This window comes from Microbacterium xylanilyticum (genome assembly GCF_054654695.1).
The window spans coordinates 77,105-92,358 of the sequence record NZ_BAAIEN010000002.1 but is presented as its reverse complement, the minus strand read 5'-3'; the positions used below and the strand labels follow the sequence as shown (position 1 = coordinate 92,358).

Sequence of the window (15,254 nt, the reverse complement as noted above, 5' to 3'; positions counted from 1 at the left end):
GGTGGCAAATCCGGTCGGACTGCCGGCGCGGACAGCCGGGACTTCTCCGACGTCGCGGAAGCCGCTCCGCGGCCGGATCCCGAGGACGGCGCGATCGTCGCCCGGAGCCCTGGCTGGGTCGTCGACGTCGAGGTCTGATGGCGCCGCTCTCGCACGCTCAGGTTGCGGGCGCCGGCGCTCCGACCTTGCAGGGAATTCCCAGGTCCTGAGACGAAAACATCCGTGAAGAATACTAGAACATAGTTTCGATTCCTGGTAGGATCGGAGCATGACCAGCACCCTCGACCCGCTTCTGGAAGCCACCCGGCTCCTCGCGGACGTGTGGGGCGCGGCCGGGTCGGGTGCGGGGTTGTCGCGGGCGCAGCTGGTGGCGGTGAACGGCGATGCCATCGGTCAGGTGCGGCGGACCCTGGATGCTGTGCATGCGGAGGTCGCAACCGGGATCGCCCGGGAGTCGCGGCGCGAGCTCGGGCCGGAGTCGCTGGCGAAGCAGCACGGGTTCCGGAATGCGGCACACCTGATCGCCACCACCACGGGCTCCTCGACCGGGGACGCTCACCGGCTGGTCAAGGTCGGGGAGGCGACCGGACCGCGCACGAACCTGCTCGGCGTGACCCTGCCGGCGAAGTTCCCCGCCGTGCGCGCCGCACTGGCCGCGGGGCGGATCGGCGCGGCCGCGGCGGACCTGGTCGTCACGTTCCTGGACCGGATGATCGTGAAGATCGGGCGTGCGGCCGTCGCCGAGGCGGAGCAGTTCCTGGTCGCTAGGGCGCCGGGACTGTCGTTGGACGAGGTGCGGCGGATGGTGGTGCGGCTCGAAGCCCACCTGGACCCCGACGGGGTGGCACCCCGGGAAGAGGAACGACGCGGCCGCGCATCCCTGTCGATGTTCGAGCGGGACGGGATGCTGCACCTGAACGCGACCCTGGACCCTGCGCGGGGTGCGGCGGTGAAGACCGCGATCGAGGGGTACGTGTCGGCGGAGTTCGCGGCGAAGCGTGAGGGGCGGGATCCTGCCGCGCCGGACGCGGACCGGCGGACTGTGCAGCAGATCCAGGCCGACGCGCTCGTTCACTTCGCGGAGCATGCGCTCACCTGTCTGCGCAACACCACCCTGAACGGGGCGACCGTCGTGGTCCGGGTCAACCAGGCCGACCTGGAGACCGGGACCGGGTTCGGGGTCATCGACGGGATCACCCAGCCGGTCAGCATCGACACCGTCCGCCGCATGGCCGGCGGAGGCAGCACCGTGACCTGGGTGTGCGGGAACGACGGGGAGGTCCTGACCTGGGGGCGGGAACGTCGCCTGTTCAGCCGCGCGCAGCGCCTCGCGCTCACCGAACGCGACGGCGGGTGCGCGTTCTGCGGGCTGCCACCGGGGATGACCAAGGCCCACCACATCGACTGGTGGGCACGCGACCACGGCACCACGGACCTCGCCAACGGCATCCTGCTGTGTGAGACGTGCCACCACCTGGTTCACGACAACGGCTGGGGCATCCGCATCGACGGCGTCGGTGTCAGGGCGAATGTCTGGTTCCTGCCACCACCCGGCACCGGCACCGCACCCCGCCTCGGCGGACGCGCCCGCACCGAACACATCGCCTGAGAACGGCGAGCGGGATCGCGCGGGTGTCCGACCGTCCGGGCCCTTCGACAAGCTCAGGGGCCGGACTGGGCGGCCCGACCGTCCGGGCCCCTCCACAGGCTCAGGGACCGGATCGGGTGACCCGCGACAGGCTCACGGACCGGATCCGACGATCAGCGCCGGACCGACCTCGTCACGGTGAACTTCGGGGTTCGGGTGAGCTGCTCGGTCTCCCCGACGGCCGCCGCGAGCGCCCGGCGATGGTCGAGGTGCGAGTTGAACACCGTCCAGACCTCGCCGCCGGGCCGCAGCATCCGGGCCGCGGCGTCGATGAGCCGCCGCCCGGCGCCCTCGTGCACGCTCGCCCCCAGATGGAACGGCGGATTCAGCAGCACCAGATCGACGGATCCGTACGAGATCTCGGATCCGGCATCGTCGAGAGTCACGGTCACGCGGTCGGCGACGCCGTTCGCCACCATGGTGGCCCGCGCCGATCGCACCGCCGCCGCGGAGCGGTCGGTCGCGATGATCTGCGCCGCGGGAGCGGCGAGGGCCAAGGCCGCTGCGAGCGCCCCCGTCCCGCATCCGAGATCGACGGCCGCGAATCCGTCCCGCCCGGCGAGCGCCGTCAGCTCGGCCGCCCGCTCGCGCATCACGTCGAGGAGCACGCGCGTGCCGATGTCCACGCGGTCGCCGGCGAACGCCCCGCCGTACGCGCACAGGGTCAAGCCGAACTCGGGATGCGTCGACGACACCGGGAACGGCGGATCCGTCGGCACCGCCAGCGGGTCCGACGCCACGATCAGCCGCGACTTCCGCTCCGCCCGCTGCGGCTGCACCCGCTCGAAGCACCGGCCGAGCACGTCGTTCTGCGCCAGGGTCATGTGCTTCACACGGCCGCCGGCGAGGAGCACCACCTCGGGCGCCGCCCAGCGCGCGATGGCGTCGGCGATCTCCTCGAGCTCGGCCAGCCCCTTCGGCAGCTGCAGCAGCACGAGGCGGGCGTCGTGGAGCAGCTCCGCATCGAGCTCGTGCGGCGCGAATCCGGCGAGTGCCAGCTCCTCCGCATTGCGCGCCAGCGCGCGGCGCCCGGTGACCAGGTCCTGATGCACGCGCACACCGGTGAGACCGGCGGCGACGAGCGGCAGCGTCAGCGCGCCGTACCCGTCGCCGATCACCGCGATGGCGGATCCATCGATCCTGCGCTCGTCCGCGTCCGTCAGCGCAGCGGCCGCGAGGAGCTCATCCGTCGCGTCCCACGCCTGCAGGTTCGGCGCCTCGACATCGGGGAACCGGCGCAGGCGCGCGTACGGGAACTCGGGCACCCGCCCAGCGTACGCGGGCGAGCGCACGGGCCGCGGCCCACTCCGCACCCGGCAGCAGGCCGCGGAGAATGCACGGCGCGGGGAACGTCCGGCGCACAGCCGAGGCGAGGATACTGGGGCACGATGAGCGCAACGTTGACCGTCACCGAGGTCGTCCTCCCCACCGCCCCCGTCGGACCGGCGAATCCCCTTCCCGCCGTGGCGATGATGCCCCAGGCGCCCTACGAGGCCACGACCACCGGGCTGCCCGCCGAGATGGCGGCGAACATCCGGTACGGGCAGGTGTCGTCGATCCACCCCTACCTGATCCAGGACGGCTACGACCGCCGGCGCGCGCCCGCGCCCATGCGCGTCGCCGTGCTCGAGAACGAGCAGCTGCGCGCCGAGTTCGCCCTCGACCTGGGCGGCCGCCTCGTGCGCCTCTTCGACAAGCGCGCCGGACGCGAACTCGTGTACCGCAACGCCGTCTTCCAGCCGGCGAACCTCGCGCTGCGCGACGCCTGGTTCTCCGGCGGCGCCGAGTGGAACATCGGCATGCGCGGGCACTGGCCCCTCACGATCGATCCGCTCTACGCCGCCGAGATCACGGGCGCCGACGGCGAGCCGATCCTGCGCCTGTGGGAGTACGAGCGCGTGCGCGGACTGATCCTGCAGATCGACGCGACGCTCGACGGCGCCGCCCTCCACGTGCGCGTGCGGGTGCGCAACCCGCGCGAGCGCGAGACCGGGATGTACTGGTGGACCAACATCGCGGTCGCGCAGACTCCGGGCAGCCGCGTGTTCGCCCCGGCGACGCACGCCTACATGACCGCCTACGACGGCACCCTGGAGCGGGTCGACCTCAACCAGCGGGATCCGCGTCATCCGGCGACGGCACCCGCCGCCGCGGACTACTTCTTCGACCTCGCACCCGGTCTCGCGGCGTCGCCGGATTCCGCCGGCACCGCGGCGCGTCCGTGGATCGCGGCCGTCGACGAGGACGGATCCGGCCTCGCCCACGTCTCGACCGCACCGCTCGTGGGCCGCAAGCTGTTCGTCTGGGGCGACACACCGGGCGGGCGGCACTGGTGCGACTGGCTCGGCGGCGAGACCGGCGCGTACTTCGAGATCCAGGCGGGACTCGCCACGACCCAGTACGAGCACCTGCGCATGCCCGGCGGCGCGACGTGGGAGTGGACCGAGACGTTCCTGCCGCTGCAGCTCACGGATCCGGTTCTGGACGGAACCTGGAGCGATGCCACCGCGATCGTCGGCGAACAGGTGCGTCAGGCCGCCAACACGGCGGGATCCACCGGCATCGCGCGGCTCGCCTCGGCCGCCGACCTCGCCCCGGATGCGCTGCTGTCGATCGGGTCGCCCTGGGGTGCGCTCGAGCAGGAGCTCGCCGACCGGGCGGGCACCGCCTTCGCCGTGCCGGCCGGTGTGCGCTTCGTGCGCGATGGCGCGGAGGGGGCGTACTGGGCCGCCCTGCTGGACGGCTCGGCGGACCGCGCCGGGAGCGCCTCGGGCGGGGACGGCGGCACAGCCGGGCACCACGGCCACGATGGCGGCGCCGACGAGCCGGATCCGCTCGACGCGCCCGCCTCCTACGTCACCGGCGACGAGTGGGACCATCTGCTCGCCGAGGCGCCCGCCACCTGGCTCACGCACTACCACCGCGCGGTCGCCGCGCACGCCCGCGGAGAGCACGGCACCGCGATCTCGCACTACGAGGCGTCGCTGCGGCACCGGCGCAGCCCGTGGGCGCTGCGCGGGCTCGGCCTCGCCCTGCGGCAGTCGGACGGCGGCACCGCCGCCCAGGCGGAGGGGATCAATCGCCTCACCGAAGCGCACGAGCTCGCGCCCGGCCTCGCCCCACTGGCCCTCGAGCTCGCCGAGGCGCTGCTCGCCGACGGTCGCGCAGAGGAGACGCGCCGGCTGCTGGCGACCCTGTCCGCCGAGGTACGGGCGCTCGGGCGGTTCCGCGTGGTGGAGATCCGCGCCGCCCTCGGCGTGGGTGACCGCGAAACAGCCGGGCGGATCCTCGAGGAGCGCATCGAGGTGCCGAACCTGCGCGAGGGAGAGCTGAGCATGTCGGCGCTGTGGCGCGAGGCCTTCCCCGACCGCCCCGTCCCCGCCTGGTACGACTTCGAGATGGCGCCGGAAGTCGGCCCGCAGCCCTGAGGATCCGGGATCGCCCAGGGCCCTCAGCCGGGGCGGCCGCGCTCCCGCCGAGGCCGATCCGGCGTCGTCAGAACGCGCCGGGCTCGGCGAGGGTGGCCCCTGCGATCCACACGGCGAACACGACGAAGAAGCCGATCAGCGGGACCCACCACGCGGGGCGGCGCTTGATCATCAGCAGGACCGACACCACGACGACGGCGAGCAAGCACACGAGCGGCCCGTAGATGAAGAGCGCGCTGCCGAGCGGCACGAGCCCGCACGACCGGTCGTCGCACACGCTCCCGGCGAAACCGGTCGCGAAGGTGCCCATCAGCGCCACGACGCCGGCGAACATCGCGAGGAAGACATCGAGCACGATCGTGATGGCGACGTTCGCGCTGGAGGCCGGCCGCGCTGCTCCGCTCACGGCGGCCCACTGCGGAGCCGAACCCGGCTGCGCTGTCTGCCCCGAGACGTGCTCCGTCCACGAGGCGCCGTCCCAGTAACGCGTTCCGCCGCCGCCCGCAGGATCCGGATACCAGCCCGCCGGCGCACCCCCCGATGCCGTCATGGCAACCACCCTAGCGAGGTTCCCGAGCGCCGCCGGACGCGGAGGGGACGGTCACCCCTGCATCCGCGGATCCTCGGTGGGGTCGCGGAACATCGCCGGACACCCGGCCTCCACCGCGGACGGGCTCAGCTCGAAATGCCACGGCTCGTTGTCGTAGGTGCGGCACAGCCCGAACTCGGCACCGTGGCGGTGCAGCCAGTCGGCGGCGGCGTAGGGCGCGACGTCGACCGCCTCGCCCTTCACGTGCTGCGAGGTCTCCGGGGTGCCGACCCAGCGCGCGGCCTCCTCGGTGGAGCCGTAGGTGCGCACCGCCTCGCGCAGCAGCCACGACTGGTACGCCTTCGACCGCCAGCCGCTGCCCACCCGCAGGTCGACGCCGTCCTCCTCCGCCGCGTCGTGCGCCCGCTGCAGCGCCTCGCGCAGGGCCGGATCCAGCTTCGCGACGGCGGGCGCCGACAGGTCCGAGACGGCGATCGAGTCGCCGTCGGCGATGAAGCCGTCCTCGGCGGTCGGCCGTCCCCCGCCGCGAGCGGCCGCGGATCCCTCGCCGGAACCCGCCACGGCCACTCCGCCCGGGTAGTCCGGCCGCGACGCGACCCCCGCGGTGACCACGGCGGCAGCGGCGCCCGCCCCGATCGTCCCGACGATCAGCAGCGTCACGAGCAGCCGGAACAGAGGTCGCCGGGAGCGGGCTCGCCGGCCACCGGTGCGGCGCTGCCCATCCGCAGGTCCACCCGGATCCGGGATCCCGTCCGGTGCGGTACCGGTGCGCAGCGAGGTGCTCGGTCTCGTGATGGTGTCCATGCGTCCACCCCATCCGGGCGGACGTTGCCCGGCCGTAAGCGCTTTCGCATACGATCCCGATACATCCGGGTGCCTAGGCTTTCTGGCATGCGCGTGCTGATCGTCGAGGACGAACCCACCCTGGCCGGGGCGGTCCGTGATGGATTGCGCCTCGCCGCGATCGCGGCCGACACCGCCGGCGACGGCGACACGGCGCTCGAGATGCTCGACCTGAACTCCTACGACGTGGCCGTGCTCGACCGCGACATCCCTGGCCCGAGCGGGGACGACATCGCCCGCGCGATCATCGCGTCCGGATCCGGCTTGCCGATCCTCATGCTCACCGCCGCCGACCGCCTGGACGACAAGGCGACCGGGTTCGAACTCGGCGCCGACGACTACCTCACCAAGCCGTTCGAGATGCGCGAGCTCGTCCTGCGGATCCGCGCCCTGGCCCGGCGCGCACCGCGGTCGGTCCCGCCGGTGCACGAGCTCGCCGGCATCACCGTGGATCCGTTCCGGCGCGAGGTGTACCGGGACGGGCGCTACGTGGCCCTCACCCGCAAACAGTTCGCCGTGCTGCAGGTGCTCGTCGAGGCCGGAGGCGGCGTGATCAGCGCCGAGGAGCTGCTCGAACGGGCCTGGGACGAGAACGCGGATCCGTTCACGAACGCGGTGCGCATCACGGTGTCGGCGCTGCGCAAGCGGCTCGGCGAGCCGTGGGTGATCCTCACGGTGCCGGGCGTCGGCTACCGCATCGACGTGGAGGGCGCCGCGGACGGCGACGCGGACCCGCGCCCGGGCGCGGGGCGCGCCGCTGACGCCGCCAGGACGGAGCGCACTCGGCATGCCTGATCGCCCGACGCCCGCACCGTTCGGTCCTCGCGTCGCACGAGCGCCGGGGCTGTCGGTGCGCTGGCGCCTCGCGCTCAGCTACGTGGTGCTGGTCGCGATCGCGGGCGCCGTGCTGCTGGGGGTGGTCGCGCTCTGGCTGCTGCGCTACGTGCCCGACGGCAGCGTGTACAGCACGGGTCCGTTCGACGGCGGGAGCTGGGCGCCGAACCGCTCCGACCTCATCCGCGCGTTCGTCCCGGCCGCGACCTGGGCGCTGCTCGCGCTCATCGGCCTGAGCGTGCTCGGCGGCTGGCTGCTCGCCGGCCGCGTGCTGCGCCCGCTCGCGATCATGGCCGAGACCGCGCGGGCGGTGGGCGAAGGCGATCTCACCGCGCGGATCGCGCTGCCCGGGCGCGACGACGAGTTCCGCCGGCTGTCCGACGTGTTCGACGGCATGCTCGACCGGATCCAGGCCGACCTGGAGCGCGAACGCCGGTTCGCGGCGAACGCCTCGCACGAGCTGCGCACCCCGCTCGCGATCACCCGGGCGCTGCTCGATGTCGCGCAGGCCGAGCCGGATCCCGACGTGCCGCAGCTGCTGGAGCGGCTGCGCGCGGCGAACGAGCGCGCGATCGCGCTCACCGAGGCGCTGCTGCTGCTCGCACGCCTGGACGCGCGTCCGCCCGAGCGCGTCGAGGTCGACCTGTCGCTCGCGGCGGAGGGCGCGATCGAGCTGCTGCACGAGGTCGCGGCCGCGCACGACGTGCGGCTCGACGCGGTCGGCGATCCGGTGTTCGTCCGCGGGGATGCGGCGCTGCTCGACCAGCTCGCGCTGAACCTCGTGCAGAACGCGCTCGTGCACAACCTGCCGTCCGGGGGATCGGCGACCGTGCGCACGGTCCGCCTGGGCGGGCACGGCGCGCTCGTCGTGGAGAACACGGGGGAGGTGCTGGATCCGGCGCGCGTCGCCACGCTGGTCGAGCCGTTCCAGCGCGGGGGCGGTCGCGTGCGCGACGGCGGGCATGCCGGATCCGGTCTGGGACTGGCCATCGCCGGCTCGATCGTGGAGGTGCTCGGGGGCTCGCTTGTGCTCACCGCCCGCCGCGGGGGCGGCCTGCGGGTCGAGGCGACCTTCCCGCTGGCCTGACGCGGCATCAGGGCGTCAGCCGCTCGCTCCGGTCAGGACCGCCAGAACCGCTCGGCGAGCGTTGCGACTTCCTTGTCGAGCCCGGCGAACTTGACTTCCATCGTGTCGAACCGCGCGTTCATCTCCGTCCGCAACGCGTCGAATCGCGCGTCCACAGCTGCGAATTTCGCTGTCATCGTGCGGGCCAGCAACGTCGTCATCAACGTCATCCCGCCGAGCATGACAGCGGCGAACACCCCGATGAGCGTCCAGACCTGCGGTTCTGTCATGACCATGCCTCCATTCTCACTCGCACCCTCGAGGTTGTCACGGGACGCATCCGCGCGGCGACACCTCCTCGATTCCGTGTGGAGCCTCGATCTGCCTCGCGCTGTGCAGGACGAAGCGCACCCCGTGACGGCCCGACCTCGCGGACCTCGGCGCAGGTGAGTACCCTCCCGTCATGGACTCGGATCCCGCACCGAAGCGGATGCGCCTGCGCTACCCCGGTCACTGCCGCCTGTGCGGGGCGACCATTCCCGCGCGCACCGAGGCGATCTACGAGCCGGCGACCAAGACGGTTCACTGTCTCATCTGCCCGGACAGCCCGGAGGCGTCACCCGCGGCACAGCTTCCTGTTGCCGAGCCGACGACCGCCTCGATCCGCACTGAACCGGCGACCGCCGTCATCGGTCCGGGCCCCGTGATCCCCGACGCACTCCGCTTTCGAAGTCCGGGGTCGGCGGTCATTGCAGCGACGCTCCTCATCCAGGCGGATTCCCCGCCGAGAACCGCCTGGCAGCGCTTCTTCGGCCGGAGCCCGCTCTCCGCCGAGGCGCAGAGCTGGTTCCTCGGCGCCACAGGCGAGCTCGAGGTGGGCAGGATCCTCGATCGGCTCGGCCCCGAATGGCACACGCTGCATTCGATTCCGGTCGGCACGAAGGGCAGCGACATCGATCATGTGGTGATCGGGCCCGGTGGCGTGTTCACGATCAACACCAAGCACCACGACGGCGGGAAGCTGTGGGTCGGCGGACGTCGGATCCTCGTGAACGGTCAGCGCACCGATCACCTCCGCAATGCGGAGCACGAGGCCGCCCGCGCGGCGAAGATCCTCGGCAGGGCGACGGGGCTCGCGGTCGACGTCACGCCGATCCTCGCGATCGTCGGCGCGAAGAGCATCCAGGTCAAGGAGAAGCCCCCGCGCGTCGAGGTGCTGCGGGCGAGCGCGCTGGTGCGCCGGATCGAGCGGGCCACCCGCACCCTGACGGGGGAGGACGTGACCGCGCTCGTCCGTGCCGCCGTGATCCCCGCGACCTGGAGCCCCACCCCGCCGCCGGACGCCGACCTCACCGCGTTCGCGGCATTGCGCGAAGAGGTCCTGGCGGCCTGGCGCCGCCGACGCGCATGGACGGCGGGCGGGATCCTGGGTCTCGGAGGGATCCTGGCGGTCGCGGCCGCAGCCGTCATCCCCACGGCATCGGCGATCTTCCGCTGAGCCGCGTTGGCAGCGGATCCAGCTGGTCAGGCTCGGTCGGCGGCGTCGAAGCGCTGCGCGCCGATCACCGCGAGCAGCTGCAGCTTCTGCCACCCTTCGGTGCCCTCGGGGGCGGTCAGCACGAGCAGCGCCTGTGACTGGTCCTCGGTGAACAGCGCCTGGCAGTCCAGCTCGATCGGGCCGATCTCGGGGTGCACGAGCGTCTTGTGGTCCTCGAAGCGCGTCGCGACCTCGTGCCGATCCCAGAGCTCCGCGAACTCGGGGCTCTGCGCCTGCAGTGCGCGGACGAGCTCCCCCGCCCGCGAGCGGGCACCCATCACGCCGTAGGCCGCACGCAGGCCGGCGACCTGGGCGCGTGCGTGCCGCGCGTGGTCCTCCTCGGGGTAGACCGCCCGCGATGCCGGATCCGTGAACCAGCGGTAGACGTCGCTGCGGGCGTGGCCCGTGCGCTCCGACGGGTCGCCGAGCAGCGCCTGCGCCATCCGGTTCGCCACGAGGGTCTCGCCCAGGTTCGACAGGATCAGGGCCGGAGTGTCGTCGAGGCGGTCGAGCACCCGCAGCAGGGCCGGAGCGACATGCGGCAGGGCGCTGTGGCGGTCCGGAGCCGAGTGCCCCGCCGTGCGGAAGAGGTAGTCGCGCTCGTCGGCGGTGAGGCGCAGGGCCCGGGCGAGAGCGGCGAGCATCTGCTCACTGGGCTGCGGGCCGCGCCGCTGCTCAAGCCGGGTGTAGTAGTCGACCGACATGCCGCTGAGCTGCGCGACCTCCTCGCGCCGCAGACCCGGGGCGCGGCGCCGCGCGCCCGTGCTCAGCCCGACGTCGCCGGGGCGCAGGGCCTCCCGGCGGCGCCTGAGGAAGTCGGCGAGTGCGATGCGGTCCATGGATCCATTCTCCGGTGGCGCCGAGGACGCAACCAGGGACCGCCGATCCCCCGATCACGGGGTCTCTTATGCCGATGCCGGATCCCGCCGAGCCTGAGGTCATGAACATCTCCGGAAACACCGTCTTCATCCCCGGCGCGACGAGCGGCATCGGACTCGCTCTCGCGCTCCGTCTGCAGGCAGCCGGCAACACCGTCGTGATCGGCGGGCGCCGTGCCGACGTCCTCGCGCAGCTCGCCGCGGAGCACGGCTTCGCCACGGTGCGCATCGACACCGCCGACCCCGAGAGCATCCGCGAGGCCGCGACCCAGGTGCTCGCCGCGCATCCCGACCTGAACGTGCTGATCGCGATGGCCGGGATCATGCGCGTGGAGGATTGGCGCTCCGACGGCTTCCTCACCGATGCGGAGGAGATCGTCACGACCAACCTGCTCGGCCCGATCCGGCTCATCGCCGCGTTCACCGCCCATCTGCAGAGCCGGCCCGACGCGACGATCGTCACCGTCTCGAGCGGCCTCGCGCACACGCCGCTGCGCGTGACGCCGACCTACAACGCGACGAAGGCCGCGATCCACATGCTGTCGGAGTCGATCCGGCTGCAGTTCGCCGGCACCTCTGTGTCGGTGCTCGAACTCGTCCCGCCTGCGGTCGCCACCGAGCTCCTGCCCGGCCAGAGCGAGAGCCCGTTCGCGATGCCGCTCGACGCCTTCGTCGACGAGACCATGGCCCTCATCGAGGCGCAGCCCGACGCGCACGAGATCCTCGTGGAGAACGTGAAGCTGCTCCGGTTCGGCGAGGTGCGCGGCGACTACGCCGAGACGGTCGCCACGGTGAACCGCCTCGACCCGCACGGGAACGCCTGACGCGGCCCGGGCGTATCAGTCGGCCAGCACCACGTCGTATCCGGCCTCGCGCAGGGCGTCCCGATCGTCCGGCGCGAGGCCGTCGTCGGTGAGCAGCGTGGGGAACAGGTCGGATCCGCCCACGGCCGCGAAGGCGGTCGCACCGACCTTCGACGAGTCCGCGACGATCACCGCCCGACGGGCGCGGGTCGCCATCATCCGGTTCACCGCGGCTTCGCGCTCATCGTGCGTGCTCGCCATGCCGTCGAGCGCCAATGCGTTCACGCCGATGAAAGCGATGTCGAGCGTGATGCCGGAGAGCAGCTGCTCCACGAACGGCCCGACCAGCTCGTAGCTGCGGGAATGGATCACGCCGCCGGTGACCACGACCTTGATGTCGGGGCGGGTGGCGAGCTGCGCGGCGATGTTCACCGCGTTGGTGACGACGGTCAGGCCCTGCTCGGCGAGGTCCTCGCGGGCGGCGAGGGCCGTCGCGATGGCGGTCGTCGTGGTGCCGCCGGAGAGCCCGACCACGGAGCCGGGCGCCACGAGGGCGGACGCCGCCTGGGCGATTCGCTCCTTCTGCGACGTGCGCTGATGGCTCTTGTACCGGATGGGCAGCTCGTAGGCGACGGACTGCGCCACCGCCCCGCCGTGGGTGCGGGTGAGCAGGCGTCGCTCGGAGAGGCTGTCCAGGTCGCGGCGGATCGTCGCGGCCGACGCGTCGAAGCGTTCGACGAGCTCCTCGACCGAGACGTCGCCGCGGGCGGCGAGGAGGTCGAGGATCGCGGTGAGGCGGTTGGCGCGGTTCATGCGCGGATCCCTGTCGCGGTCATCGTCGTCACGCCTCCGTCCCGGCGAACAGTCGCAGTAGCCGTGCGGCCTCGCGGGCGACGGCGTCACGCGCGGGAGCGAGGTACGTGCGGGAGTCCACGAGCCGCTGGTCCTCCTCCAGCCGCTGCCGGATGGCGCGGGTGAAGAACCCGTTCAAGTGCGTGGACACGTTGATCTTCGTCATGCCCGCGCGCACCGCCGCGACGATCGCGTCGTCGGGCACCCCGCTCGACCCGTGCAGCACGAGCGGCACGTCGGCGCCGTCCTCGCCGGCTCCGCGCAGCGCCGCACGCAGGCGCGCGATGAGGTCGACGTCGAGCGCAGCGGTGCGGTCGGTCATCGCGTGCGAGGAGCCCACCGCCACGGCGAGCGCGTCGACGCCCGTCTCCGCGACGAACGCCCTCGCCTCCTGCGGGTCGGTGCGGACGCCGGGCGCATGCGCGCCGTCTTTGCCGCCGACCTCGCCCAACTCGCCCTCGACGTACACGTCTGCGGCGTGCGCGCGCTCGACGACCTGCGCGGTGAGGGCGACGTTCTCGGCGTAGTCCAGCGCGCCGCCGTCGAACATGACGGATCCGAATCCGAGCGCGATGGCCTCGTCGACGAGGTCGGTCCGCTCGGCGTGGTCGAGATGCACCGCGACGGGCGTCGCGGCTCTGCGGGCGACCGCGAGCGTGGCGAGCGCTATCGGCTCGAGGCCGCCGTGGTAGTCGGCGCAGTTCTGCGAGATCTGCAGGATCACGGGCAGCTCCGCCTGGGCGGACGCCGCCACGAGCGCCTCGGCGGTCTCCAGGTGGATCACGTTGAACGCGCCGACGCCCGTGCCGCGGCGGGCGGCATCATGCACGAGATCGCGCGCGGAGACGAGGGTCATCGGGGAGTCCTTTCGGCAGACGGCCGGCGCAGCGCCGTCAACGACGGGCTGTCAACGATCAAAGCAGATTCCAGCTCCGACCAGGACGCGTGGATCTCGCCGGCCACCGGCATGAGCACGGCGGCCGCCGACCACGCCGTCGCCCGGCGCAGCAGCGCGGTCGGATCCTTGACGCCCCGCGCGAGCAGCACGGCGCACGCGGCGACGGCCGCATCGCCGGCGCCGGTGGGGTTGCCCGCCAGGGGTTCCGCGAGGCGCGCGCGCACGATCTCCTCGGAGGTCACGGCGAGCATCCCGTCGGCACCCCGGGAGAGCAGGATCAGCGACGCGCCGCGATGCAGCAGTTCGCACGCGCCCTCGATGGGGTAGGCGATGCCGGTCGCCTCGGCGAGCTCCGCGGCGTTGGGTTTGAGCACCGTCGCACCCGCATCGGCGGCGGCCAGCAGCGCGGGCCCGGAGGTGTCGGCGATGACCGCCGCGCCGGCATCGCGACCGAGTCGGATCAGCGCGGGCAGCAGGTCGTCGGGTGCCTCCGGAGGCAGCGATCCGGAGACCACGAGCACCGGCTTGCGCCCACGGGGGCCGCGTGCGGCCGGCGCCTTCGCCGAGCCCGCCTCGCCCTCCGCGAGCGCCCGACGCACCGCGTCCTTCACCGCTTCCCACTCGGCGGGAGCGGGGTTCACGCCGCGCTCGTTCACGATCGTGGTGTCGCCGAGGTGCGCGTCGACCAGCGCGATGCTGCGGCGGGTCGCGCCCTGCACGGCGACGAGTTCGTGCGGCACGCCGGATGCGGCCAGCTCCGCCGCGAACTCGGCGCCGGTCGCTCCGCCGGCGGTGGCCAGGGCGCGCACGGCGGCGCCTTGCGCGTGGGCCACCCGGGCGACGTTCAGCCCCTTGCCGCCCGCCCGGGCGACGCCGGTTTCGGCGCGGTGCGTGCCCCCGGGCACGATCCGGTCGACATGCCAGGTGAGGTCGAGCGCGGGGTTCGGAGTGACGGTGACGATCATCGAAGGCTCCTCGCCCGCAGCGCCGCGCCCAGGATCCCCGCGTTGCCGAGCAGCTGCGCGGGAACCAGATCCGGGATGCGGTGGAAGCTCAGCCGCGCCTGCAGCCGGGTGCGCAGCTCGTCGAAGAGCGCGCCGCCGGCGCGCGACAGTCCGCCGCCGATCACCACGGCCTGGGGCGCGATCACGGCGGTGAGCTGCGCGATCGACAGGGCGAGCGCGTCGAGCGCCTCGTCCCAGACGGCGGCGGCGTCCTCGTCGCCCGCACCGGCGCGCGCGAGGACCTCCTTGGCCCCGTCCACGACGATCCCGGTGCGCGCGGTGTAGCGCCGCGCGATCGCCCCGGCGGAGGCGATCGCCTCGAGGCACCCCCGGGCGCCGCACGCGCACAGCGGCTCGTCCGCCACCGGCGAGTGCCCGACCTCCCCCGCGTATCCGCCCGAAGTGAACGGCACTCCGCCCAGCACCAGGGCGCCGGCGATCCCGGTGCCGATGATGAGCACGATCGAATCGGCGTACGGCCGGCCGCCGCCGAGCACGTGCTCGGCCCAGCCGCCGGTGCGCACGTCATGGTCGAAGGCGACGGGGAGCCCGAACGCCTTCTCGGCGAGGGCGCGGATCGGGGCGTTCTGCCAGCCCATGTTGCTCGCGAAGACGCCGATCCCGGCGACCTCGTCGACGATGCCGGGCACGACCAGCCCCACCGCGACCGGATCCACCCCGGGATGCTCCCTGCGCAGCTCCGCACCCAGCTCGACCAGTCGCGCCACCAGCCGCTCGGGAAGGTCGGGTCCGGGTTCCGGCGTCGGAGTGCGACGCAGGCCGAGCATCGCCCCGTCCGCGTCGAACAGCGCGGATTTGATGTCGGTGCCGCCGACGTCGAAGGCCAGCACCGGCGCACCGCCGCCGAGCTCCGCCGGCTGCGCGAGCGGATCCGCTACGGGCATGGCGGTTC

Annotated in this window: 15 protein-coding genes; 6 read left to right on the top strand and 9 right to left on the bottom strand. The window is 73.1% G+C overall.

What is annotated here, in order from left to right:
- Positions 1-268 precede the first annotated feature (268 nt).
- Complete coding sequence (locus ACYQ1L_RS00935) at positions 269-1,609, top strand: DUF222 domain-containing protein (protein WP_460002331.1); 1,341 nt, start codon at positions 269-271, stop codon at positions 1,607-1,609.
- Positions 1,610-1,761: 152 nt separating this feature from the next.
- Here the strand turns inward: ACYQ1L_RS00935 and ACYQ1L_RS00930 are convergent, their stop codons facing one another.
- Positions 1,762-2,913, bottom strand: coding sequence for a class I SAM-dependent methyltransferase (locus ACYQ1L_RS00930; RefSeq protein ID WP_460002330.1), 1,152 nt, complete (start codon positions 2,911-2,913; stop codon positions 1,762-1,764).
- A 123-nt stretch (positions 2,914-3,036) separates the two neighbouring features.
- On the opposite strand from ACYQ1L_RS00930, the gene ACYQ1L_RS00925 reads away from it, so the two are divergent.
- Complete coding sequence (locus ACYQ1L_RS00925; protein ID WP_460002329.1) at positions 3,037-5,076, top strand: DUF5107 domain-containing protein; 2,040 nt, start codon at positions 3,037-3,039, stop codon at positions 5,074-5,076.
- A 67-nt stretch (positions 5,077-5,143) separates the two neighbouring features.
- On the opposite strand, the gene ACYQ1L_RS00920 is transcribed toward ACYQ1L_RS00925, so the two are convergent.
- Positions 5,144-5,626, bottom strand: coding sequence for a DUF2510 domain-containing protein (locus ACYQ1L_RS00920; RefSeq protein ID WP_460002327.1), 483 nt, complete (start codon positions 5,624-5,626; stop codon positions 5,144-5,146).
- A gap of 51 nt (positions 5,627-5,677) precedes the next feature.
- Positions 5,678-6,430 carry a M15 family metallopeptidase gene (locus tag ACYQ1L_RS00915; RefSeq protein ID WP_460002326.1) on the bottom strand — a complete coding sequence of 251 codons (753 nt, stop codon included), beginning with the start codon at positions 6,428-6,430 and terminating at the stop codon, positions 5,678-5,680.
- Positions 6,431-6,517: 87 nt separating this feature from the next.
- Between ACYQ1L_RS00915 and ACYQ1L_RS00910 the strand changes: the two genes are divergently transcribed.
- Together ACYQ1L_RS00910 and ACYQ1L_RS00905 are read left to right on the top strand one after the other, a co-directional pair.
- Positions 6,518-7,264, top strand: a complete 747-nt coding sequence (locus ACYQ1L_RS00910) for a response regulator transcription factor (RefSeq protein WP_460002324.1) — start codon at positions 6,518-6,520, stop codon at positions 7,262-7,264.
- Entirely contained in the window at positions 7,257-8,390 is a 1,134-nt protein-coding gene (locus ACYQ1L_RS00905) for a sensor histidine kinase (RefSeq protein WP_460002323.1), read from the top strand. Before ACYQ1L_RS00910 ends, ACYQ1L_RS00905 begins: the two co-directional genes overlap by 8 nt.
- A gap of 32 nt (positions 8,391-8,422) precedes the next feature.
- Here the strand turns inward: ACYQ1L_RS00905 and ACYQ1L_RS00900 are convergent, their stop codons facing one another.
- A complete protein-coding gene (locus ACYQ1L_RS00900) occupies positions 8,423-8,665 on the bottom strand; it encodes a hypothetical protein (RefSeq protein WP_460002322.1) in 243 nt (80 codons plus the stop codon).
- A gap of 167 nt (positions 8,666-8,832) precedes the next feature.
- On the opposite strand from ACYQ1L_RS00900, the gene ACYQ1L_RS00895 reads away from it, so the two are divergent.
- On the top strand, positions 8,833-9,867 hold the full coding sequence (locus ACYQ1L_RS00895; RefSeq protein WP_460002320.1) for a nuclease-related domain-containing protein: 1,035 nt from the start codon (positions 8,833-8,835) through the stop codon (positions 9,865-9,867).
- Between the two features lie 26 nt (positions 9,868-9,893).
- Here the strand turns inward: ACYQ1L_RS00895 and ACYQ1L_RS00890 are convergent, their stop codons facing one another.
- The gene (locus ACYQ1L_RS00890; RefSeq protein WP_460002318.1) at positions 9,894-10,745 is read right to left on the bottom strand and encodes a helix-turn-helix transcriptional regulator; all 852 of its coding nucleotides are present in this window, start codon (positions 10,743-10,745) and stop codon (positions 9,894-9,896) included.
- Positions 10,746-10,846: 101 nt separating this feature from the next.
- Between ACYQ1L_RS00890 and ACYQ1L_RS00885 the strand changes: the two genes are divergently transcribed.
- Positions 10,847-11,608: an SDR family oxidoreductase gene (locus ACYQ1L_RS00885; RefSeq protein ID WP_460002317.1), complete on the top strand. Its 762-nt coding sequence runs from the start codon at positions 10,847-10,849 to the stop codon at positions 11,606-11,608.
- A gap of 15 nt (positions 11,609-11,623) precedes the next feature.
- Here the strand turns inward: ACYQ1L_RS00885 and ACYQ1L_RS00880 are convergent, their stop codons facing one another.
- From ACYQ1L_RS00880 to ACYQ1L_RS00865, 4 genes are read right to left on the bottom strand one after another with little or no spacing between them, the layout of a single operon-like run.
- On the bottom strand, positions 11,624-12,400 hold the full coding sequence (locus ACYQ1L_RS00880) for a DeoR/GlpR family DNA-binding transcription regulator (protein WP_460002316.1): 777 nt from the start codon (positions 12,398-12,400) through the stop codon (positions 11,624-11,626).
- A gap of 28 nt (positions 12,401-12,428) precedes the next feature.
- Complete coding sequence (locus ACYQ1L_RS00875; RefSeq protein WP_460002315.1) at positions 12,429-13,295, bottom strand: class II fructose-bisphosphate aldolase; 867 nt, start codon at positions 13,293-13,295, stop codon at positions 12,429-12,431.
- Positions 13,292-14,302: a 1-phosphofructokinase family hexose kinase gene (locus ACYQ1L_RS00870; protein ID WP_460002313.1), complete on the bottom strand. Its 1,011-nt coding sequence runs from the start codon at positions 14,300-14,302 to the stop codon at positions 13,292-13,294. The genes ACYQ1L_RS00875 and ACYQ1L_RS00870 overlap by 4 nt, the downstream gene beginning before the upstream one ends.
- Positions 14,299-15,246, bottom strand: a complete 948-nt coding sequence (locus tag ACYQ1L_RS00865; protein WP_460002311.1) for an ROK family protein — start codon at positions 15,244-15,246, stop codon at positions 14,299-14,301. The genes ACYQ1L_RS00870 and ACYQ1L_RS00865 overlap by 4 nt, the downstream gene beginning before the upstream one ends.
- Between the last annotated feature and the right edge of the window lie 8 nt (positions 15,247-15,254).

Coding starts and splice junctions, on each gene's coding strand:
- ACYQ1L_RS00935 (WP_460002331.1), top strand. CDS start 269: ATGACCAGCACCCTCGACCCGCTTCTGGAAGCCACCCGGCTCCTCGCG.
- ACYQ1L_RS00925 (WP_460002329.1), top strand. CDS start 3,037: ATGAGCGCAACGTTGACCGTCACCGAGGTCGTCCTCCCCACCGCCCCC.
- ACYQ1L_RS00920 (WP_460002327.1), bottom strand. CDS start 5,626: ATGACGGCATCGGGGGGTGCGCCGGCGGGCTGGTATCCGGATCCTGCG.
- ACYQ1L_RS00915 (WP_460002326.1), bottom strand. CDS start 6,430: ATGGACACCATCACGAGACCGAGCACCTCGCTGCGCACCGGTACCGCA.
- ACYQ1L_RS00910 (WP_460002324.1), top strand. CDS start 6,518: ATGCGCGTGCTGATCGTCGAGGACGAACCCACCCTGGCCGGGGCGGTC.
- ACYQ1L_RS00905 (WP_460002323.1), top strand. CDS start 7,257: ATGCCTGATCGCCCGACGCCCGCACCGTTCGGTCCTCGCGTCGCACGA.
- ACYQ1L_RS00900 (WP_460002322.1), bottom strand. CDS start 8,665: ATGGTCATGACAGAACCGCAGGTCTGGACGCTCATCGGGGTGTTCGCC.
- ACYQ1L_RS00895 (WP_460002320.1), top strand. CDS start 8,833: ATGGACTCGGATCCCGCACCGAAGCGGATGCGCCTGCGCTACCCCGGT.
- ACYQ1L_RS00890 (WP_460002318.1), bottom strand. CDS start 10,745: ATGGACCGCATCGCACTCGCCGACTTCCTCAGGCGCCGCCGGGAGGCC.
- ACYQ1L_RS00885 (WP_460002317.1), top strand. CDS start 10,847: ATGAACATCTCCGGAAACACCGTCTTCATCCCCGGCGCGACGAGCGGC.
- ACYQ1L_RS00880 (WP_460002316.1), bottom strand. CDS start 12,400: ATGAACCGCGCCAACCGCCTCACCGCGATCCTCGACCTCCTCGCCGCC.
- ACYQ1L_RS00875 (WP_460002315.1), bottom strand. CDS start 13,295: ATGACCCTCGTCTCCGCGCGCGATCTCGTGCATGATGCCGCCCGCCGC.
- ACYQ1L_RS00870 (WP_460002313.1), bottom strand. CDS start 14,302: ATGATCGTCACCGTCACTCCGAACCCCGCGCTCGACCTCACCTGGCAT.
- ACYQ1L_RS00865 (WP_460002311.1), bottom strand. CDS start 15,246: ATGCCCGTAGCGGATCCGCTCGCGCAGCCGGCGGAGCTCGGCGGCGGT.